Raw genomic sequence first — 20,169 nt, forward strand, 5'->3', positions numbered from 1 at the left:
AGCCATGAACAGCATCCGCCCCTTCCAAGGCCATCACCCGCAGATCGACCCCAGCGCCTGGATCGACCCCAGCGCCGTGGTCATCGGCGATGTGGTCATAGGCCCCGGCAGCACCGTCTGGCCCCTGTGCGTGATCCGTGGCGATATCCACCGCATCCGCATCGGCTCCGACAGCAACATCCAGGACGGCTCTGTGCTGCACGTCACCCACGCCAGCGAGCACAACCCCGAGGGCCACCCGCTGGAGATCGGCGACCGGGTCACCGTCGGCCACCGCGTCACCCTGCACGGCTGCCGCATCGAGGGCCGGGCGCTGATCGGCATGGGCAGCACGGTATTGGACGGCGCGGTGATAGAGCCCGAGGTCTATATCGGCGCCAACAGCCTGGTGCCGCCGGGCAAACGTCTGACCGGCGGCCATCTCTGGCTCGGCTCACCGGTCAAGTGCGTCCGCCCCCTGAGCGAGCAGGAACGCCAATACCTGGACTACAGCGCGGAAAACTACCGCAAACTGGCCCAGCTCCACGCCACTTAAAGCCGACGACTGATTTATGGTATCTTGCCGCCCATCAGTCAGCAGCCGCCTGGAGTGAACATGCCCGTGAAAAACAAAAAAACCTTTGGCACCGATGAAATCCTCTTGATCCTGTGCAAATCCGTCAGCAAGGTGCTGTCCGATGCCACCGCCAGCAGCATCAAGTACTCCCCCGTGGTGCAGCGCATCGGCAAGACCAGTCTGAACCCCGATATCGGTTGCTTTGTCTTGTTCGACGGCGTCTTCTCCGGCCTGGTGATCATGAACTTCAGCGCCGAGTCCGCCATGGAGCTCTATCGCAATTACATGCTCAACATGGGCATGCCCGAGTCAGAGCTGGCCCAGCGCCACACCTCCGACGAGGTCGGAGACACCCTGGGCGAATTGATGAACCAGGCGGTGGGCGAGTTCACCGCCGCCATGGAGCACGAGCTCATGGTCTCGGTAACCCAGAGCCAGCCGAAGATGATCGCCATCAACCGCGAGGTGGCCCTGGCGATCAACACCAACATCGAAAACCCCCAGGCGCGCAAGGTAGCCTTTCAGACCCAGGGCCACAACAGCTTCTACATGGAGATGGCGATGGAAAAGATCGTCTTCACCCAGATCGAAGACTTCGAACCCGGCGAACGCCAGGACGTGGACGACATCCTCGCCGACGCCCAGAACCCAGCCAATGACACCAGCAGCGACAACGGCAATCAAGATGATCTACTGGACAGTCTAGGGATCTGAGGACAGAGGACTGAGGACTGAGGATAGAAGACAAAGGGCCGGAGGCTGAGCGAAGCCGAAGCCAGCCCTTGACCGCCAGGGCGCAGGCCTTTATCGCCGACCGTGTTGCACCTGAAAGCTGGGTGATAGACGCCACCCTGGGCGCGGGACGTGATTGCCTGTTCCTTGCCCGGCAGCTAGGCGAGCGGGGTCGGGTGTTTGCCTTTGACATCCAGTCCGAGGCCATTCGGCTGGGCCAGCAACGGCTACTCCAGGCCGGCCTGCTAGCGCGGGTAGAATGGATTGCCGACTGCCACAGCCAGATCCACAAACACCTCCAGGGCCACCCCATTGCCGCCGCCATGTTCAACCTGGGCTACCTGCCCGGTGGCGACAAAACCATCACCACCACCCCAACATCAAGCCTCCAGGCGCTACAGCAGTGCCTGGATCTGCTGCATCCCGGCGGCGGCGTCAGCATCATTGCCTACACCGGTCACCCCGGCGGCCAGCAAGAGGCCGACGCCGTGCAAGACTGGGCCAACCGGCTGCCCCGGCAGGACTACAGCCTGGCGTGCCACCAACCCAAGGGGGCCAAGGCCGCCCCCCTGCTTCTGTGCATCGAACGAAAAGGGGTCAGGTCTAGATTCTAGACCCTATTCTCCCTCCAAAGATGGAAAAAGCTATGATTCTAGACCTGACCCTATTCACTTCTAGACCTGACCCTATTCACTTCTAGACCTGACCCTATTCACTTGACCCTATTCACTCTATTCACTCGCTGGAGAAACCCATGCACGCCTTGACATTGGAAACCCGGGTTACCCCCGATCATACCCTGCGCTTACCAGACGAGTTGCCGGTAAACGCCCGTATCCGCATCCACATAGAGCAGTTGAGCGAGGAAGCGGCCAACACCCCCACGCCGCGCACCCCCTTGGGTCAGCGTCTGACACAGTTGCGCCAAGCCCATTTGGCGCGCGGTGGCAAGCTGTTATCACCGGAAGAGCTGGACGCGGAAGTGCGTCAGCGCCGGGGTGGTCTGGCCGATGACTAAGCGCACCTACCTGGACGCCAATGTACTCATTGCCGCCTGGCAGGCCAAGGATCCGCTGGGCACCCGAGCAATGGCCATTTTGGATGATCCACAGCGGCAACTCATGGTCAGCGATGCCGTTTGGCTGGAGGTAAAAAGCGAAAAGGGGTCAGGTCTAGATTCTAGACCCTATTCTCCCTCCAAAGATGGAAATAGCTATGATTCTAGCCCGCATATCTCACCAGCCAGTAATCCAACCTGACTGGATGCGCATTAGGCCCTACTTTTTATATGTGTATTGGTGCATGTACCCTCCAGGTCAATGGAATTCGCTCTTTTCACCGGTTTTGACACCGGACAAGTCCAGTCAATTGGTCATTTGTTGACCAATTCTCGAACAGTAGGCACAGGACACCCTCGGCGTTGCCGATCGGTGGTCTGCCGGAGCGGGTTGTGCGTTATCCCGGGGCGTAGGTTGGTGGTCTCGTTTGCAGGTTATGCAGCACCTGTGCGAAGAGTTCGGCGTAGGGATAGCATTCGGCCAGTGAGACCCAAACCTTGCGCACACTGATACGCACCTGTGCGCCGATCTTCAGCAGGCGGGTGCGGACGGTGCCGCACTGGGCCTTGGCCAGTTCGGTGCCCTGCAGACCGATACGGCGCAGGGCGCATAACATGACATAGGCGAAGGAGCTGAAGTAGAGCCGGTTCTGGTTGGCGCGCATGCCGTGGCTGCTGGTGCGGTCGGCGAACAGATCCAGCTGTTGCTCCTTGATCCGGTTCTCCATGTCGCCACGGGCACAGTAATGATCCTCGTAGAGGCTGCGGGCCTCGTAAGTGTCTTGGGCCAGGCTGGTGACCACATAGCGCGGATTGGCGCCCCCGCGCAGGTGCTCTGCCTTGCCGACCACCCGGCGCGCACGGCTCCAGCTGGCGCGGGTGCGGTAGCTGAAGTCCTTGAACACCCGTGCTGCGGCCTGGGTGGCCTCTGCCTGCTCCTTCGCCTGCGCCATCTCGTGGTGCATCAACGCGTTAAGGCGTTTGTTTTTCGCCAGCCCCAGGAGAAAGTCCACCCCGTTGGCCTCGCACCAGGCCATGATCTCCTCGCGGCAGAAACCGGAGTCGGCACGGATGATGATTTGGGTGGCCGGCCAACGCTGACGAATCTGCGCAACAATGCGCTCCAGTTCCTCCACGCTGCCTGCGCTGGCGTCCTGATTGGCCTCGCGCAGCCGGGCGCAGAGCAGGTGCTCACCGGCGAAGATGTATAGGGGCAGATAGCAGTAGTTCTTGTAGTAGCCATGAAAGAATCGGCCTTCCTGGCTGCCGTGCAGGGGGTCGTCGGTGGCGTCGAGGTCCAGCCAGATCTGCCGGGGTGCTTCGTCATGGGCGTCGAGGTACAGATCCACCAGCAGGTTGTCGATCTTCCCCACCTGGGCGACGATCTTCTTGTAGCGGCTGGAGTGGTCCGCGCTCCAGTGGGTCAACTCCAGACGATTGAGGGTGCTGGAGCTGGCCAGGGGTTTGCCCTTATCGCGGGCCATGGCACGGCCACATCCGGTCGGGTCCTCCTTGTTGACCAGGACCGCCAGCAGGTGGTCCAGGCGCAGTCGGTCGTGGTCATTGAGGTCTTCGTAGCCCAGCGCCAAACCGTAGATACGCTGGCCGAGCAGGTCTTCTACCGTATGCTCGATGGCCTCAGGGTCTCTGAAATCGCGAAAGCACTCGGACAGGCGTCGGATGATACCGGTCTTGCGTTCCACCTCGCGCAACAGCAGACCGCCACCATCGGAGCTGATCTGTCCGCCATCGAACTTGGCCACTACATCACGCCGTCCGAGACCCTGAAATTCCAGTTGGGTTGGGGTACACTCTGTTTCCATAAGGCCGCCTTGCTTTATCTGGTTAATTTGTTGTTTGAAAACATAATTTTACCAGAAAGGTGGCCTTTTTTACAGGGTTTGGTGAGATATGCGGGCTAGACCTGACCCCATCCGGCTTCTCAGGTCCAGGGCCATCACCAGGCCGTCTTCCCTCCCCTTCCTGGCCGGGTAATAACCGGGCCGCTGGCCGATCTCTGAATAACCCATGCCCTGGTACAGGGCAATGGCCGCGTGATTCGACAGGCGCACCTCCAGCAGCGACAGGGCCGCGCCCTGGGCGCGGGCATCGTGCAGCATCCAATGCAACAGATAACGGCCATGGCCCTGGCGTTGCTCGCCGGGGTCGATGCAGAGATTGAGGATGTGGCATTCGTCCAGCAGCAGGGTCCAGATGCCGAAGCCGAGCAAGGCCCCCTGCCGCTGCAGGATCTTGCCGTTGTAGCCGGGCTTGAGGCAGTCGCGCATGATCCCCTCGCTCCAGGGGTGGGAATGGGCTTGGCGCTCCAGGGCCATGACCTCAGGCAGATCGTCCGAGGTCATGGGGCGCAGGCGCCGGTCATCCAGGGCAAGGTTCAAGGGACAGGGCTCAGCCTTGCGGCAGGCTGCGCAGGGCCAGTTGCAGATCGGCCCAGGTCTTGGCTTTGAATTCGGGATGGCGCAGCAGATAGGCGGGATGGTAGGTGGCGACCAGGGGTATGCCCCGCTCGCCGTAGGGATGCACCCGGCCGCGCAACTCCCCCAGGGCCATATCGCTCTGCAGCAGGTTTTGCGCGGCGATGCGCCCCAGCGCCAGCAGGATGCGCGGCTGGATCAGCTCAATCTGGCGCTGCAGATAGGGGCGGCAGTTGCTCACCTCATCGGTCTGGGGATCGCGATTGCCCGGCGGTCGGCATTTGAGGATGTTGGCGATATACACCGTCTCGCGGCGCAGGCCCATGGCCTGGAGCATGGCGTTGAGCAACTGACCAGCGCGACCGACAAAGGGCTCGCCCTGACGATCCTCATCCGCCCCCGGTGCCTCGCCGATGATCAGCCAATCGGCCTGGGTGTTGCCGATGCCAAACACCGTCTGGCTGCGCTGGCGCACCAGCTCCGGGCAGAGCTGGCAGGCGGCGACTTGTTGGCGCAGGGTTGGCCAGTCTGGAGCGGAGCTTTGATCGGGACTCGGGCCGGGGCCTGCCCCGGCTGTCTTCTGACCCATCGCCTGATCAATAGCCAGCTCCACCGCCCCCTCCCACGCCTGCCCCGGATTTCGCCCTTCGACAGGCTCAGGACGACGCTGCGCTGCATCCGGGCTACGAGCTGCATCCGGGCTACGGGCGACCGGGTGAGCCATGACCGAGTCCCGAGTCCCGAGTCCCGAGTCCCGCCTCAGTACATAGGTCTCAATACCCAGAGCCTGCAGATAGGCCTGGCGCCGGGGCTCCAGCATCAGACATCACCCTGGGGGTGGGCGCGGGCGTTGGGCTCCATGATCTTGTTCAGGGCGTTGATGTAGGCCTTGGCCGAGGCAACGACGATATCGGTATCCGAGCCCTGGCCGTTGACGATGTGGCCGGCCTTCTGCAGGCGTACCGTCACCTCGCCCTGGGAGTCGGTGCCGGTGGTGATGTTGTTCACCGAGTAGAGCAGCAGCTCGGAGCCGCTTTCGATGATGCTATCTATGGCCTTGAAGGCGGCATCCACCGGCCCGCCGCCGCCTGCGGCCACGGCCTGCTCCTTGCCATCGAAGGTGAGCACCAGGTTGGCGGTGGGGGTCTCGCCGGTCTCGATGCAGACCTTGAGCGAGACCAGCTTGATGCGCTCGTTCTCTGCCTCTATACCCCCGGCGGTGACCAGGGCCTGCAGGTCCTCGTCGAACACCTCGTGCTTCTTGTCCGCCAGGTCCTTGAAGCGGGCGAAGGCGGCGTTCAACTCCTCCTCCGAGGCGAAGGTCATGCCCAGCTCGATCAGGCGTGAACGGAAGGCGTTGCGCCCGGAGTGCTTGCCCAGCACCATACGATTCTGGGTCCAGCCGACGTCCTCGGCGCGCATGATCTCGTAGGTCTCGCGGTGCTTGAGCACGCCGTCCTGATGGATGCCGGACTCGTGGGCAAAGGCGTTGGCCCCGACTATGGCCTTGTTCGGCTGCACCGGGAAGCCAGTGATGTTGGATACCAGCTTGGAGCAGCTGACGATCTGGGTAGTATCCAGGCCGCTATCACAGTTGAACATGTCGCGGCGGGTCCGTACCGCCATCACGATCTCCTCCAGGGCGGCATTACCGGCGCGCTCGCCCAGGCCGTTGATGGTGCACTCCACCTGGCGGGCACCGTTGATCACCGCGCTCAGGGAGTTGGCCACCGCCAGACCCAGGTCGTTGTGACAGTGCACCGAGAAGATGGCCTTGTCGGCGTTGGGGATGCGCTCGCGCAGCAGGCGAATGGTCTCGCCGAACTGGTGCGGCATGGCGTAGCCGACGGTGTCCGGCACATTCAGGGTGCGGGCACCGGCGTCGATCACCGCCTCGAAGATGCGGCACAGGAAATCCAGCTCGGAGCGACCGGCGTCCTCGGCGGAGAACTCGACATTGTCGGTATAGTTACGGGCCCGCTTGACCGCGTGCACCGCCTGTTCCACCACCTCGTCCGGGCTCATGCGTAGCTTGCGCTCCATGTGGATCGGCGAGGTGGCGATGAAGGTGTGGATGCGTGCCGAGCGGGCATCCTTCAGCGCCTCGCCGACCCGGTCTATGTCCTTGTCCAGGGCGCGGGCCAGGCCGCAGACGGTGGACTCGGTCACGGCGCGGGCCACCGCCTGCACCGATTCGAAATCACCGGGGCTGGCGATGGGGAAGCCGGCCTCGATCACATCCACGCGCATCTTCTCCAGGGCCTTGGCGATGCGGATCTTTTCCTCCTTGGTCATGGAGGCACCGGGGCTTTGTTCACCATCACGCAAGGTGGTATCAAATATCACTAACTTGTCTTGACTCATGGGATTGACTCCTGTTGCGACCGGCGAGATGGCGTTGAAGGGGCTAAGTTTACCCGATCAGAACGGAAAACACCGATCGCTTGAACCTGAAACACAAAGAGGCGCGGAGAGACTGGCTGGCGCTCCCGGCACGCCCCATCCACGACAGCAACGAAGGCATGCTCCGTGATAAAGGCTCAGGCAGTTGTAAAATCTGGATTGTTGCGTATGGCCCCCGCCGGGGTGGTTGGAGTATATGCCCCTCAGGGCAGCAGTCGCAGAAGGCAAAGACAAGCAGGCAGACGGCACCCTGCAGCGGGTGCATGGGCAATAACGCTCTGGGCTGTCTGCAGGTAGATCATGGGATGGATTCGAGCCAATTTTAAAGAGGACTTAGCCATGGAGCAACAGGGTACACAGAGAAAAATCAATGAGCTGAAAAGGTATTAATCGTTGCATAAGTTCTTGCAGTTGATGTTATTCACTGGGCGCTTCTAATTCAGGCATCAGGAAAGAATTTAAACTGCCATTACTTTTGCAACAATTAATAACACTCAATACCTTCCAGGTGAGTGTGATTAAGGCATAACTCATTAAAAACGCGCTGCTCTCTCTGGTCTCCGTGATTCCTGTGCCGATCAAGATTCAACGAGGTTTGACTATAGCCCAAGCCCGCACCCTTTGCCAAGGCAAAAAAAAGGGCTGAGGATCATGGAGCGCGGCCACAAGCATCAGCGGCATTCAATCCATTTGCAGCGCCTTGGTTGTCCTTGCGGGCGACTGTCGGGCTGGAAGCCCGAGCTGCCCATTCCTGCATGGCGTCTTCAGCCGACCTGCTCCCCCAGCAGTTGTCTGAGGGCCTGGGCGGCCTGCTCGAAGTTAAAATCATGCAGGGCCTGCTCCAACTGCCGGGCGGTGCTGGCCGAGGTGGCGTGGAACAGCTCGCTGTGTTCTTCAAACAGGCCTATGGCCTTGATGTTGCCTTGCTGCAGCAGCTCAAGCATCTGCCTGCCCAGCCGCTGTAGCTGCTCGCTGTCTATCGGCTTCTTGTCTGGCTGGGTTTGGGGCTGGTCTGGTGCCGAATCAGGGGCCGAATCCGGGGTCGGGGGCTGATCCTGACCTGGCCCTGCGGCCGATCCCAGCTGCTCCAGGGGCAGAATGAACCAGAAGTTACTGCCCTGCCCTGGTCGGCTGTCCACGCCTATGCTGCCATCCATCAGCTCCACCAGGCGCTTGCTCAGCACCAGCCCCAGGCCGCTGCCGCCGAAGCGCCGGTTGCTGGCCCCGTCCAACTGTTCGAACAGGCTGAACAGGCGTGTTTGATCCTCCGGGCTGATGCCGATGCCGCTGTCTTGAACCTGAAACCGCAGCAGCACCCTTGGGCCATCCTGTCCCCGCTGGCTGACGCTCAGTTGCACGCCACCCTGCGCGGTGAACTTGATGGCGTTACTGAGCAGATTGCGCAACACCTGGCCCAGACGCTGGCTATCGCCACGGAAACGGCTGTGGGCCAGGGCGGGGCTGACCTGGAGAGCAAACTCCAGCCCCTTCTTGCGGGCAGCGGGCATCATCAGGCCCTGCAATTCTGCCAGCAGCTGGTCCAGGGCAAAGTCTTCCTGCACCAGGTCGAGACGATCGGCCTCGATCTGGGTGAAGTCGAGCAGGTCGCTGATCAGCTCCAGCAGCTCCTTGGCCGATTGGGTGGCCACCTCCAGGTGGCGCATCAGCTTGGGGTTGTCCTTGGCCTTCATCCGCGCCAGCTCCAACATGCCGAGGATGCCGTTGAGCGGGGTGCGCAATTCATGGCTCATAGTGGCCAGGAAGATGCTTTTGCTGCGGCTGGCGGCCAGGGCGTGATCCCTGGCCTCGCGCAGCTCCATCTCCAGCTGCTTGCGATCGGTCAGATCGGTATGTGTGCCTATGACCCGCAGGGGCTGGCCCTGAGGGTCCTGATCGATCAGGCTGGCGCGTTGCAGCACCCAGCGGTGGCTGCCATCCTTGCAGCGCAGACGCAGGTCCATCTCGTAATCGCCCTCCTCCCGCAGGTGGCGCTGGATCTGCGCCAGCACCGCGTCGTGCCGATCCGCTGGCAACAGCCGCTCCAGCATCTGCCGGGAGTCGTCGCCCAGTTCCTCGACGCTGTACCCGAGCATGTGGGCGAAGGCGGGGTTGATGAAGACCCGGTTGTTGGCCAGGTCCCAATCCCAGATGCCGTCGTTGGTGGCCTGCAGGGCCAGGGAGTAGCGCTGCTGCATCTCCCGGTGCAGGGCCTGGGCCTGCTCCAGGCGGTGTTTTTGCGCTATGCCCTCGGTAAGGGCGCGGGCCAGCAGCCCGGCCGCGTCCTGTTCCACCGCGCTCCAGCCCTGGCTGCGCCCGCGCCAGGATTCGGTCCAGGTCTCGAATGAGGTACGCGGCGACAGGCGCAGCGCGCCGCTGGGGTCCGCCAGCAGGGTCTTTTGCGGGTTACCGGCCCAGCGCACGGTGCGCAGACGCTCGGGCCGCAGCCAGATCATGGCGTTGCGCCTGTCACCGTCCCAGGGCGCAGCCAACAGCCCGGAGGCCAGATCCGCATAGGCCTGCGCCGGGGGAAAGCGTTGCGGCAGGTCGTCGCAGGCGAATACCCCTGCCGCCGGTTGTTGTTCCAGCCAGTCAAGCAGGGCCTCGATCTGCTCGGCAGCGGGCAGCTCGCCCATGCTGCACAGTGAGCCCTCGATCCGCACCAGCAGCCCGCCGGCATCCAAAAGACCGAGCAGCTCCGGCTGGAGCTGCTGTAACACCCGATCTTCGCTGTCGATGTTGATGATGCTCAGCAGGCGGCCGATGATGCCGCTGATCTCGTTGCCCAGGTCGTGCCGACGCCGGGATTCCAGCGCCGAAAGCTTGCTCGATGCGGTCTGACTCAGGCCAATGGCGGCGTCCTGCAGGGCCAACGGCAGGGAACGCGGGCGCATGTGATGGCAGGCGATCAGGCCCCAGAGGCGGCCGTTCTGCCACAGGGAGATAGACAGGGAGGCCCTGATCCCCATGTTGCGCAGGTACTCCACATGCACCGGCGAGAAGCTGCGCAGGGCCGATAGGCTCAGATCCAGGGGTGCGCCGCTGTGGGGGTTGATCCGTGGCAGCAGGGCAACATCCTCGGCCTCCACGTCATGCACCTGACGCAGGGGGTTGAGGGCGTAGAGGGCACGCGCCTGGGGCGGGATATCGCTGGCCGGAAAGCGCGTGCCCAGATAGGCGGTCATGCCAGGGCTCAGGGCCTCGGCGATGACCTCGCCATCCCAGTTGCCGTCAAAGCGGTAGATCATCACCCGATCAAAGCCGGTCAGGCGCTGGGCCACCCCCGCCAGCTGCCGCATATAGGGGATCTCCTCCGGCTCCTGATCCAGACGCAGCAGGGCGCGCTGGCTGCGCAGGACGATCTCGGCCAGCTCGGCAGCGCCCTGGCTCGGGTCCTCCCGGCTCAGCTCCAGCACCGGCAGGCCATCGCTGAGGAACAGGCGTGCCTGCAACACCGCCTCGCCCCCGGCCAGATTGAGCCACCCGGCACCGCTGAAGCGCTCCCCGGCATGCGCGATCAGCTGCTCCACCTGGGTCACCGCCGCCTCCCCCAGCAACTGCGCCAGGGGCTGGTTGAGGGCCGCCTGCACATCCGCCAGGGCGAACAGTTCCGCGCCGTTGGCGCTGACCTGCAGCAGGCACCGCTCGGCATCGGCCGAGAGCACCAGCAGGTAGCCCTGCGGCTGGATCCGACCCAGTTGATGAATCGGCTCATCGGCGCAGCGCGCCAGGGCCTGTTGCAGTTGTGTTTCGCTGTAGCGGCTCATGGACCTGAACTGTCTGGGGCTATTACCCTGGCCGCCGGATCAGGGCCGTTTGGCCCAGTCCTCCGGGGTGTAGGTGGTGACGCTGAGGGCATGCAGCTCACCGCTTTCGAGCAGGGCCTTGACCCGATCCATCACCTGTCGATGGCGCTGGATGCGGCTTTGTCCGACAAAATCCGGGCTGATCACGGTGACGCTGAGGTTGCAGCCCTCTCCGCCCACCTCCACCTCGGCCTCGCTGAAGCCCTGTTGAATCATGTGCTTGACCGATTCCTGATCCATGACACCCTCGCCAGTTAGTGTGAAACGTACTGTGAAACGGCCTTGCCCTTGCCCATCATCGCAAGTCCCGAAGCAGTCAAGGGTAAGTAAAAACCCAGGCCGGGGCAATCACCGCCATGCCCTGCATCACCCCGTGCTTACTGTGGACAAGCCTTGCGCAGATGACGCGGCGGCCACGGGCCGCCCTATTTGGTTGGCTGAGATTTGTGGGTAATCAGGAACCTTTTTGTCAGGTACTGGTGCGGAAGCGTGAGGTGACGTCTTCCACTTGATGTACCGCCTCCAGCAAGCGGTGGGCGAGTTCCTGTACCCGTTCGCCGGTCTCGCGGGTGCGTCCTGCCTCCTCGCCGGCCTGGACTATGGCCTGGTTGATCGAACTGGTCAGCTGGCGTTGGCGTTCGGCGGCGTCTTCCATGCGGCCAAACTCTCGGTGCAGGGCGCGGCTGCGCTCCACCGCCTCTTGCAGGTCGGTCTCGGTGGCGCTGGAGGACTGGGCGATGGCGGTCATCTCCTGACTGGTCTCGGACATCAGCTCCCGGGCCTGGGCCATGTCCCGGGTGAAGCCGCCGACGATATCGTTGATCGAGTGGGTCAGCTCGCCGGTGCGCCCGGCCAGGTTGCGCACCTCGTCGGCCACCACGGCAAAGCCGCGTCCGGTCTCGCCGGCCCGGGCCGCCTCGATGGCGGCATTCAGCGCCAGCAGATTGGTCTGTTCGGCGATGGTGTCGATCTGCTTGAGCAACTCCAGCATGGATTGGGCGCGCTGGTTGAGGCCGTCCATGCGCTCCAGAAAGACCTCCAGCTTGCCCTGGGCCGACTGGGTGGCGACCCGGTTCTGGCCTGCGGCGCGGCCGCTTTTTTCGATCACCTCAACGGTGGTCTGCATGTCGGCGCGGATCGCCTGCAGGGCGGTGGAGACCTCATCGGAGGCCCGGCCCACCTCGCCGGCGTGGTGTACCACGTCCTCCAGGCGCTCGGCGATCTGGCGGTTACGTAGCGAGATTTCCTCGGCACTCTGGGATAGCCCGCCGGCCTCGCCGTGTACCGAGGACATCTGCGTCTTGATGGCGACCACTATGTTGTGGATCTTTTCCACAAAGGAGTTGAACAGGCGCGACAGCAGGCTCATCTCACCCCGCCCACTCAGTTGCAGGCGACGGGTGAGATCACCCTCGCCCCGGGTCAGGTCTTCGATGTTGCCGATCAGGGCCTTGATTGGCCGGTAGATCATCAGCCGGAACACCAGGGCCATGACCAGGGCGCCGGGCAGCAGCACGGCACCCAGCACGATAAGGATACTGCGCAGGTTTTCCTGCCGCTGTTCAGTGGCAAAGCCAGTATCCAGGGTAATGCCGAGATAACCGGCCTTTTCGCCCTCCTTCCAGTTGGTGTGGCAGCTGATGCACTCCCGTTCCACCGGCAGGGCGTAGTAGAACTCGGCACTGCCCTCGCCGATGCGGTAGGCGCGGCCCTGCTCATCAAACGGCAGCTCGGGTACGCGGATATGGCAACCGAAGCATTCTTGCTGGGTCCGGCCGGCGGTATGTTCGCGCGCCTTTTCGGTTTCGTGCAGGTCACGGACATTCCAGTCCGGGCGGCGGTAGCGGCCATCGGTCTCGCGGTGCAGGGGGATATTGGGGTTCTGCAGCTCTCCGTTTTCCCCCTCACGCACAAAGGGCTTGCCCACGGTGACCTGGCCGGAGGTGTAGGTCATCAGCCCCAGCCGGGTGTAGAGGGCGGTGTCGCGCACCTCTTCGATCTTGGCGGCATTGTCGATAATGGACTGAAAGGTGCGCGGCTGGCCCTTGGCCAGGGAGTCCTGGGTCTCGGTGATGAATTTCGCCAGCAGACCATGGCCGTCGCTGAGGATCTTGCGCTCCAGCATCTGTTCCTGGTGATAGAGCACGGCGGCCACGGCGAATATCACCACCAGGGCGATGCTCAGACCCAGATAGAGCATGGCGCGAAAGACCAGGGAGTGACTGAAGTGCAGCTGATTGTCACGCGCGTCCATCAGAAGGGCCTCCGTTTGCGGGCAAAGCGCTTGTCATCGAAGCTGTGCAGCATGACCTTGCGCGGGAAGTGCTCATCGGCGCAGCCGATGCAGGGATGGCCGGCGCGGATGCAGGTGTTGGTGTTGCCGTTGTGGCCGTTGATCATGCAGTCGCTGTGGGTCACCGGGCCTTGGCAGCCGAGCTTGAGCAGACAGCCGGGGTCGCCGATCTTTTTCGCGAAGTACTTCTCCTGAAAATCGGCGTAATAGACGCAGCGATCATGGATACTGTGCTCAAAGAAGCGCAGCGGCCGTTGCGAGGCGTCCATCTCCGGCATGCGCCCAACGCGGATGTAGTGCAGCAGGGTATAGACCAGGTGCTCGGGCTTCATCGGGCAGCCCGGCAGGTTGACCAGGGGTTTTTCCAGGCCCTCGCGCCGCAGGAACTCGGCCAGGGTGTGGGAGCCGGTGATCATGCCCTCCATCTTGGGGATACCGCCGAGGGCGGCGCAGGTACCGGCCGCCACCACGGCGCTGGCCTTGGCCGCCAGGGGTTTCATCCAATCGACAAAGGGCCGCCCGCCCATGATGCAGGCATGGGGCATGCCTACCGGGATGCCACCCTCCAGCACCAGCAGGTAGGGCATGTCCGAGGCGTGCAGCCGATCCAGCAGGCCGGTCACCTGATCCCCCGTGGCCAGGGAGATGTCCGGGTGGAAGATCATGTTGGTGAAGCGGGTCAGTATGTCCGGCACCGAGACATATTCGATATCCAGAAAGCTGCACGAGCAGCCGCTGCAGGAGGTGCCGTGCAGCCAGACCACATTGAGCCGGTCATCCGGGCTTGCCGCATCGGCCGCCAGCAGGTCTTCAAAACTGAGAAAAGAGGACGCGCCTACGGTGACCAGGGCCGCGTAGATGCGCTTGAGGAAATCACGCCGGGATAGGGGTTGATCGAACACGCTTCTGCCTCCTAATGCACAGAACAGGCCATGCAGGGGTCGCTGGAGCGCACGATGCGGGCCAGCTCCATGGGGTTTTCCGGGTCGGCGATACGGGTGCCGATGAGCATCTGCTCCACCGCGCCGGGGCGGCCGGCGGCATCCCGCGGCGAGAGGTTCCAGGTGGTGGGCACCACCATCTCGTAGCGCCGGATCAGGCCCTTGTCGTCGGTCTCGATCCAGTGCCCCAGGGCACCCCGGGTGGCCTCGGTCAGGCCCACGCCGCTGGCGTTCTTGGGGATGTCGCGTTCGACGAAGGCCAGTTCATCGGCCTTGACCCGCTGGATATCGCGGCGCAGGGTGTCCAGGGTCAGCTTGGCCAGGATCCAGCGGCTGGTGTGGCGACCCAGCACCGAGACCAATTGCTCCAGGCCGATGCCGATCTCCCGGCAGGTGCTGTCCACCAGGGCATTGAGGCTGGGATTGACCCCGGCGCGATAGGTGTTGATCACCCGCGCGGCCGGGCCAACCTCCATCACCTCGCCGCCGTAACGGGGTGCCCGCGACCAGCTGTATTTGCCATCGGGCTTGGCGTGCTCGCGCTTGTAACCGGCCTCGCTGATCGGGGTCAGGGCGGCACGGCTGCCCGGCGCGCGCCCGGCATCGGGCTTATCGGTGTAAATAGGAGAAGCGGTGGTCCTCGGTGATGCGGCCGATATCCAATGGCTCATATTGGCCGGCGATGCTGGCACCGCCGGCGATCATGAAGTTCTCGCCGCTGTCTTCCGGCAGATAGGGGAAGGAGAGCAGATTGCCGTAGCCCTTGCCCTCGTGGAAATAGCCAGGGAACTCGGCCGCCACGCCGAGCAGATCGCGGCGGAAGTTTTCCTCGATGAAGGGGGCGATGCGCTCCAGCAGCTGCTCGTAGCGCATGATCATGTCCACCTTGGGCCGGGTGGTAACGCCACCGGCCTCGATGGTGGTGGGATGGGGTGCCTTGGCACCGAACAGGGCCACCATCTTGTGCAGATCGGCCATCACCGGCAGGGCATCGACGTAGCTCTTGATGGCCGAGATATTGACCTCCGGATTTTCCACATAGACCGCCTGATAGCGCGGCAGGAAGGGCGCGGCGGGAAACACCTTGCCACTGGCCAGCTCCTTGCGTACCCAATCACGCAGCCCGGACAGGGCGGCATCGCGTCCCTGATACCTGAGCACGGCGGTGATGTCGATGAAATCCAGGGCGCACAGGGTGTAGAAGTGCAGCAAATAGTCCTGCAGCTGGTAGGCGCCGACGATCAGGTTGCGCAACAGCTGACCGTTGCGGTTGGGGCGCAGCCCCATGGCATCCTCCAGGGCCAGGGAGGCGGCCTCGGCATGGGCATAGGGGCAGACCCCGCACACCCGCTGGGTGACCTGCTGGGCCACCCTGGCATCGTAGCCCACCAGGGCCGCCTCTATGCCGCGAAACATATCCGCCGAACAACGGGCATCGGTCACCTGGCCGTTTTCGATCTGCGTCTCCACCCGCAGGTGTCCCTCGATCCGGGTCACCGGGTCCACCACCACTCGTCTTGCCGTCATATCACTCGCCTTGTCTGTTATTGATCCAAGATTCGTCAGTTAAGCCACTGAGTCACAGTGCAACATCAAGAGATTGCAAAGGCATCTGCTCCGGCCGCTCGCCCCGCTCAGGCCTGAAAGGAGAGCGGTAGGGGGGAGCGGCCTGACTCGGCAAATTCCCTCGTCCCTTGGAGATAGGGGGCCGATCAGTCCACCCGTGGGGAGTCCCCTCGGCCGGGGCGGTGTCCACCCCGCCGTGCCTGAAGCACAGAACGGGCCAGTTAATGCATTCAGCCAATACCGGGGTAAAACCTATGTGTTTTGTGAGTATTAGCAGCCAACTCCGGCAGATCGCTTGACTTTTATCAAGCCGGAATTCTGACGCGCCGAGCCCTGAGGCCAAAGCGCCAGTGCCGGTGCGGCCGGCAAGCGATTTGCTATACTAACGGCAGGTTGGCTTAATCTTTAGGCCGCCAAAAAAGATATCCCCCCATCCGGAGACCCTGTCTATGAAAGCAACCATTGAACGCGATGCCGAAGGCTATCTGCTCAACCCCGACGATTGGGACGAAGACATGGCTAAGGAACTGGCCCAAGAAGAAGGGATTGAACTGAACCCAACCCACTGGCAGATCCTGCGCTTTATTCGGGAATACTTCAGCGAGCACCGCATAGTGCCGGACGTGCGCCACGTGGACGACTACCTGGCCAGCCAGCAGGACATGGACAAAAAAGACGCCAAGAAGATCCTCTTCGATCTGTTCCCCTACGGCTATGTCAAACAGGCCTGCAAGATCTCCGGCATGAGAAAGCCCCGCGCCTGGAGCACCGGCTAGGGGCCTGTCGGGTTTGGGTGCTCGTTGCGGGTAGCGGGCACCTAAACCCGACAGACTTCTAGCTCAGACAGGTGTGGGGCAGCCCCATGATCCTTACCCGGTCAGGAATACTCAAACACCGAGTCGGCATGTTTGAAGCGCTGGCGCAGGAACTTGCCGTGGGCCTCCAGCTTGCCCACCTGTTCGCTGTGCAGGTCTTTGAGGATGCGGGAGAATTCGCCGTTGACCAGCTCCAGCTGTTGGAGCAGGATCTGGCGCGGGGTATTGCCCTCGCGTACCGGGTGAAAACGGGCGAAGGCCGGGGGCAGTTGCAGGTAGTCGTGGATCAACTCGGGCAGATAATGGGCCAGGGTCTGGCGTACCGCATGGCGGGTATCGCTACCCTGTTCCAGCCGGTCGATGCGCTGCACTATGGCCTCGGCGTGTTGCTGAAACACTTCCAACTGAGCCAGCACCGGCGGGCTCAGGTGCGGGCGCACCCGATGGCACAACTCGGCGAAGGCCTGCAGCAGTGATTGCATCTCCAGCCGCTCGTCCAGCTGGCGCACCTCCTCTGGCCGCTGCGGCGTGCCCAGATAGCCCACCCCGTAGAGCCCGGCGACGATCAGCCACCAGAAGCTCTTGATCAGGCCGAAAAACAGCAGCCCCAGCCCAAGCAGGGCCAGACCCATACCCACCAGATTGGGGGTGCCGTAGAAGAAGCGCGCCAACCGACCCGACATACTCATACCCCTAGTCCTGATCCGATAAACCACAGGTTGCCGTTAGGCATGGCTACCCTTACTCCGTTGCGCCTCCGAGCCAGCGCTCGGAGCTCCCAGGTTGAGTGGTAAACCCCAAGGTTGTTCATAGTAACTCTGCGCTGCTTTGCGTCCTCTGCGTCCTGGTTTGGGTTTTCTAGCTTGGGCTCAGCTGGGCTCATTGATAGCCACGGATCTTTTTGAACACCTGCGACAGGCTGTGCTTGCGGCCATCGAAGCTGCGCCCGCCGGTGAGTTCGGCAATACGCTGCATCTGGCCCTGATCGGCGTTGCCGAAGGTGACGCTGAAGACCGGGATGTTCTGTGGCCGATGCTGTTCAAACCAGCGTTGGAAGGCCTCTTCGTCGCGCCCCGAGGTATTGGAGCCATCGGACATGAGCACCAGGCTGATAGGGTAGTCGGCACCCTGCTTACGCCGTTCGATGGCCGCCAGCTCATAGGCCTGCACCAGGGCGTCGAAGATGGCGGTGCCGCCCTTGGCCTTGAGTCCGTCGATCGCCTGGGCCAACTGCGCCAGCAGGGCGGGGTCCTGGGAGAAATCCCAGGTTTGCAGGCCTTTGGGCTTGCCGGCAAAGGGCAAAAAACCGATCCGCTCGCCCTGGCGGTAACGGGCGAACTGGCCGGTGATGGAGCTGTCCTTGCCGGTCAGGCCGTGCAGGGTGGCCTTGAGTTGCCGCATGCCCTCCCCGCTCATGGAGCCCGAGGTGTCAATGACATAGATGGCAAAGCCCGGTTGCAGCTGCCGGTCCAGATAGGCGAAGAGGATGGCGTCGATCACCTCCACCGTGGCGGGAAAGGGGGCCTCCAGGATCAGCCGGTCGGGGAACTCGGCGCTCAAGGCCACCTGGGCACTGACCGGCCGCCAGCCGCTGGCCATCAGCTGGCGCTGCATCTCCGGCGTCTTGAGAAAGTCCACCAGTTTCTGATAGGCCTCGCGCTGGGCCTCATCCAGCAGCAACAGCGGGTAGTCGGCGGTGACTATGCCCTCTGCCGGATAGACCAGGCAGAGCTTCTCCTTCAGCTGGGGGTTGCGGTTGAGCGCCAGCAGCACGGATTCGTAGTTGAAGATGCCGTCGGTCTCGTCCTGTCGGCGCAGGTAGAGATCGGCCAGCCAGCCGGAGCTGCCGGAGCGCAGCTTGTGCCCCTGGGCCAGCTGGCGCATCTCGCTGGGATCGACGTTCTCCACCGACAGGGCCTCGCCGCTGAAGGCCACCTGGGCGGCGACCACGCTGGAGAAGCCCGAGTTGGAGGCGGCCGGGTTCGACATGGCAAAGCGGAACTCACCGGCGGCGGCCTTGGCGGCGATGTCGCGCCAGCTGACCTGGCCATCGCACCAGCCCAGGCGCTCGCCCAGGCTGCGCTTGACCCCCAGCACCACCGGCGAGGTCATGATCCGCTCCGCGCCCTTGATGTAGCGCTGTCCGGTCTTTTCCTGCAGCAGGCTGAGGTATTTGGCATGGGAGAACCAAGCCAGGTCATAGGCCTCGCCCGCCGCCAGGGCCTCGGCCCCATCCAGGGTGCCGGTGAACTGGAATTCCAGGCGGATGCCGGTCTCGCGGCGGATCTGCTCCAGCAGGGGCTGTACATCCTTCAGCTCAGAACCGGCCAGAACCCGCAGCACCGGGCCATCAGTACCGCCACCGACAAAGAACCAGTTGGCCAAGGCAAGGATAGCCAGGACGGGGATCAGGTATTTCAATTTGGCCATGGGCTTACCCTGTTGCTGTAGAAAAAATGCTGCGCCTTGCGCTGGTTTGGCCGCATCGGGGCTCGGGACTCGGGACTCGGGACTCGGGACTCGAAAATTGCCACGGATGTTTCACAGTAACCCTTCCGGGGGGAGAGGGAGTAAACAAGGCTTCGCAACTTGCACAGTATGCAAACGGCCATCAGGCCTTAGCCTTCCAAGTCCTGCGCCGCTGCGGCCAGTTGTTCCAATCCCAGACGCAGTTCGCTGAAGGCCTCACGCAGCTGCCCCATCTCCGCCCCGGCCAGGCCGCTCTGCTGCAACCCGCGCAGCTGATCCAGCACCAGCTCCTGCTGGGTCAGCTGGCGGGCGGCGGCCACCGCCACCCCCAGGGCCGCCAATGTGGTGTCCAGCGCCCGATCTATGCCGTCCAGCAGGTCCAGATTGACCCTGTAGGTCATCTTCAGCACCTGCTGGGCCTGTTCGGCCACCAGGATTTGGCTAAGCAGGTCGGAGCGCCGCTGCTGCAGCAAATACAACAGTTCTTCACGAATCCACTGGGCGCGCTGCCTGTCTTCCCCGCTGCCCTGTTCCAGCCCCGGCAGGGCTGCCTGCACGCGCTTCGCCAGGCCAGCGGCCAGCCCTTCCAGCTGCCTGAGCCGCTGCTCTTGGCCCTTGAGCCAGAGCAGCTGGTCCTGGGCATCTATGTTTTGCCGCAACAGGGCGTCGCGGCCATCACGCAGCCGGTCCATGGCCTGGCGTAGGGCACCCTGCTGACGCACATAGTCCTGAAAATAATCGGCCAGGAGGCTGCCCAGGGGAATCAGGCCGAACAGCTTGCGCCGCCCATCCAGGGGGCCGCGCCGGGCCGGGTCGAGCCGATCCACCAGCCCCAGCAGCTCGGCCAGGCCCGCCTCCACCGCGACCAGGGCACCGCCTTGGGGCTTGAGGCCAAGGCGCGTGCCCAGCTGCGCCATCTCGGCGCTGCCCAGGGCGTGCAGCTGATTGTTCAGCTCAATCCGGCCCGGCCCATCGGCCTGTAGCAGGCGTTGCAGCAGGCCATCGAGCTGGGCTTGCCGAGCCGGGTCCGCTGCTGCTTGAGCAGGGTTCTGGTACCCCTGAAGCGGCTCCTGAGTGGGCTGTTGCATGGTCTGCAAGG

Annotated in this window: 17 protein-coding genes and 1 pseudogene; 6 read left to right on the forward strand and 12 right to left on the reverse strand. The window is 63.1% G+C overall.

From position 1 onward, the window contains the following. Nucleotides 1-4 precede the first annotated feature (4 nt). The 5 genes from D5125_02325 (at nt 5) to D5125_17250 (ending at nt 2,547) form a co-directional block, all read left to right on the forward strand. The gene (locus tag D5125_02325) at nt 5-535 is read left to right on the forward strand and encodes a gamma carbonic anhydrase family protein (GenBank protein QFY88411.1); all 531 of its coding nucleotides are present in this window, start codon (nt 5-7) and stop codon (nt 533-535) included. A gap of 66 nt (nt 536-601) precedes the next feature. Beyond that, a complete protein-coding gene (locus D5125_02330; GenBank protein ID QFY91034.1) occupies nt 602-1,270 on the forward strand; it encodes a DUF3334 family protein in 669 nt (222 codons plus the stop codon). 68 nt (nt 1,271-1,338) lie between these two features. Further along, nucleotides 1,339-1,902 carry a methyltransferase domain-containing protein gene (locus D5125_02335; GenBank protein ID QFY88412.2) on the forward strand — a complete coding sequence of 188 codons (564 nt, stop codon included), beginning with the start codon at nt 1,339-1,341 and terminating at the stop codon, nt 1,900-1,902. Nucleotides 1,903-2,042: 140 nt separating this feature from the next. Continuing rightward, nucleotides 2,043-2,306 carry a hypothetical protein gene (locus tag D5125_02340; protein QFY88413.1) on the forward strand — a complete coding sequence of 88 codons (264 nt, stop codon included), beginning with the start codon at nt 2,043-2,045 and terminating at the stop codon, nt 2,304-2,306. Continuing rightward, a complete protein-coding gene (locus D5125_17250) occupies nt 2,299-2,547 on the forward strand; it encodes a hypothetical protein (GenBank protein ID QPB72191.1) in 249 nt (82 codons plus the stop codon). The genes D5125_02340 and D5125_17250 overlap by 8 nt, the downstream gene beginning before the upstream one ends. Nucleotides 2,548-2,743: 196 nt before the next feature. On the opposite strand, the gene D5125_02350 is transcribed toward D5125_17250, so the two are convergent. The 9 genes and pseudogenes from D5125_02350 to D5125_02390 all read right to left on the reverse strand — a co-directional run bounded on the left by D5125_02350 (nt 2,744) and on the right by D5125_02390 (nt 15,747). Beyond that, nucleotides 2,744-4,168: an IS1380 family transposase gene (locus D5125_02350; protein ID QFY88414.1), complete on the reverse strand. Its 1,425-nt coding sequence runs from the start codon at nt 4,166-4,168 to the stop codon at nt 2,744-2,746. 69 nt (nt 4,169-4,237) lie between these two features. Beyond that, the gene (rimI, locus tag D5125_02355; GenBank protein ID QFY91035.1) at nt 4,238-4,708 is read right to left on the reverse strand and encodes a ribosomal protein S18-alanine N-acetyltransferase; all 471 of its coding nucleotides are present in this window, start codon (nt 4,706-4,708) and stop codon (nt 4,238-4,240) included. 46 nt (nt 4,709-4,754) lie between these two features. Further along, a complete protein-coding gene (locus tag D5125_02360) occupies nt 4,755-5,600 on the reverse strand; it encodes a uracil-DNA glycosylase (protein QFY88415.1) in 846 nt (281 codons plus the stop codon). Continuing rightward, the gene (locus D5125_02365) at nt 5,600-7,144 is read right to left on the reverse strand and encodes a 2-isopropylmalate synthase (protein QFY88416.1); all 1,545 of its coding nucleotides are present in this window, start codon (nt 7,142-7,144) and stop codon (nt 5,600-5,602) included. Before D5125_02365 ends, D5125_02360 begins: the two co-directional genes overlap by 1 nt. 803 nt (nt 7,145-7,947) lie before the next feature. Next, nucleotides 7,948-10,947: a PAS domain S-box protein gene (locus D5125_02370; protein QFY88417.1), complete on the reverse strand. Its 3,000-nt coding sequence runs from the start codon at nt 10,945-10,947 to the stop codon at nt 7,948-7,950. 39 nt (nt 10,948-10,986) lie between these two features. After that, entirely contained in the window at nt 10,987-11,226 is a 240-nt protein-coding gene (locus tag D5125_02375; protein QFY88418.1) for a BolA/IbaG family iron-sulfur metabolism protein, read from the reverse strand. A gap of 229 nt (nt 11,227-11,455) precedes the next feature. Next, nucleotides 11,456-13,240: a methyl-accepting chemotaxis protein gene (locus D5125_02380; protein QFY88419.1), complete on the reverse strand. Its 1,785-nt coding sequence runs from the start codon at nt 13,238-13,240 to the stop codon at nt 11,456-11,458. Continuing rightward, complete coding sequence (locus D5125_02385) at nt 13,240-14,181, reverse strand: hydrogenase small subunit (GenBank protein QFY88420.1); 942 nt, start codon at nt 14,179-14,181, stop codon at nt 13,240-13,242. The genes D5125_02380 and D5125_02385 overlap by 1 nt, the downstream gene beginning before the upstream one ends. A gap of 11 nt (nt 14,182-14,192) precedes the next feature. Then, a pseudogene (locus D5125_02390) lies at nt 14,193-15,747 on the reverse strand (nickel-dependent hydrogenase large subunit). Between the two features lie 488 nt (nt 15,748-16,235). On the opposite strand from D5125_02390, the gene D5125_02395 reads away from it, so the two are divergent. Continuing rightward, nucleotides 16,236-16,562: a TusE/DsrC/DsvC family sulfur relay protein gene (locus D5125_02395; GenBank protein QFY88421.1), complete on the forward strand. Its 327-nt coding sequence runs from the start codon at nt 16,236-16,238 to the stop codon at nt 16,560-16,562. Nucleotides 16,563-16,663: 101 nt separating this feature from the next. Here D5125_02395 and D5125_02400 read toward each other — a convergent pair whose 3' ends face one another. The 3 genes from D5125_02400 to D5125_02410 form a co-directional block, all read right to left on the reverse strand. Next, a complete protein-coding gene (locus tag D5125_02400) occupies nt 16,664-17,290 on the reverse strand; it encodes a hypothetical protein (protein QFY88422.2) in 627 nt (208 codons plus the stop codon). 190 nt (nt 17,291-17,480) lie between these two features. Further along, nucleotides 17,481-19,031, reverse strand: coding sequence for a substrate-binding domain-containing protein (locus D5125_02405; GenBank protein QFY88423.1), 1,551 nt, complete (start codon nt 19,029-19,031; stop codon nt 17,481-17,483). Between the two features lie 188 nt (nt 19,032-19,219). Next, the gene (locus D5125_02410) at nt 19,220-20,158 is read right to left on the reverse strand and encodes a toxic anion resistance protein (protein ID QFY88424.1); all 939 of its coding nucleotides are present in this window, start codon (nt 20,156-20,158) and stop codon (nt 19,220-19,222) included. Nucleotides 20,159-20,169 lie beyond the last annotated feature (11 nt).

This window comes from gamma proteobacterium SS-5 (assembly GCA_009497875.2).
GTDB lineage: Bacteria > Pseudomonadota > Gammaproteobacteria > Chromatiales > Chromatiaceae > Magnetovirga > Magnetovirga frankeli.

Bases quoted from the DNA above. Each gene is read 5' to 3' on its own strand.
- D5125_02325 (QFY88411.1), top strand. From the start codon at position 5: ATGAACAGCATCCGCCCCTTCCAAGGCCATCACCCGCAGATCGACCCC.
- D5125_02340 (QFY88413.1), top strand. From the start codon at position 2,043: ATGCACGCCTTGACATTGGAAACCCGGGTTACCCCCGATCATACCCTG.
- D5125_17250 (QPB72191.1), top strand. From the start codon at position 2,299: ATGACTAAGCGCACCTACCTGGACGCCAATGTACTCATTGCCGCCTGG.
- D5125_02350 (QFY88414.1), bottom strand. From the start codon at position 4,168: ATGGAAACAGAGTGTACCCCAACCCAACTGGAATTTCAGGGTCTCGGA.
- rimI (QFY91035.1), bottom strand. From the start codon at position 4,708: ATGACCTCGGACGATCTGCCTGAGGTCATGGCCCTGGAGCGCCAAGCC.
- D5125_02360 (QFY88415.1), bottom strand. From the start codon at position 5,600: ATGCTGGAGCCCCGGCGCCAGGCCTATCTGCAGGCTCTGGGTATTGAG.
- D5125_02365 (QFY88416.1), bottom strand. From the start codon at position 7,144: ATGAGTCAAGACAAGTTAGTGATATTTGATACCACCTTGCGTGATGGT.
- D5125_02370 (QFY88417.1), bottom strand. From the start codon at position 10,947: ATGAGCCGCTACAGCGAAACACAACTGCAACAGGCCCTGGCGCGCTGC.
- D5125_02375 (QFY88418.1), bottom strand. From the start codon at position 11,226: ATGGATCAGGAATCGGTCAAGCACATGATTCAACAGGGCTTCAGCGAG.
- D5125_02380 (QFY88419.1), bottom strand. From the start codon at position 13,240: ATGGACGCGCGTGACAATCAGCTGCACTTCAGTCACTCCCTGGTCTTT.
- D5125_02395 (QFY88421.1), top strand. From the start codon at position 16,236: ATGAAAGCAACCATTGAACGCGATGCCGAAGGCTATCTGCTCAACCCC.
- D5125_02400 (QFY88422.2), bottom strand. From the start codon at position 17,290: ATGAGTATGTCGGGTCGGTTGGCGCGCTTCTTCTACGGCACCCCCAAT.
- D5125_02405 (QFY88423.1), bottom strand. From the start codon at position 19,031: ATGGCCAAATTGAAATACCTGATCCCCGTCCTGGCTATCCTTGCCTTG.
- D5125_02410 (QFY88424.1), bottom strand. From the start codon at position 20,158: ATGCAACAGCCCACTCAGGAGCCGCTTCAGGGGTACCAGAACCCTGCT.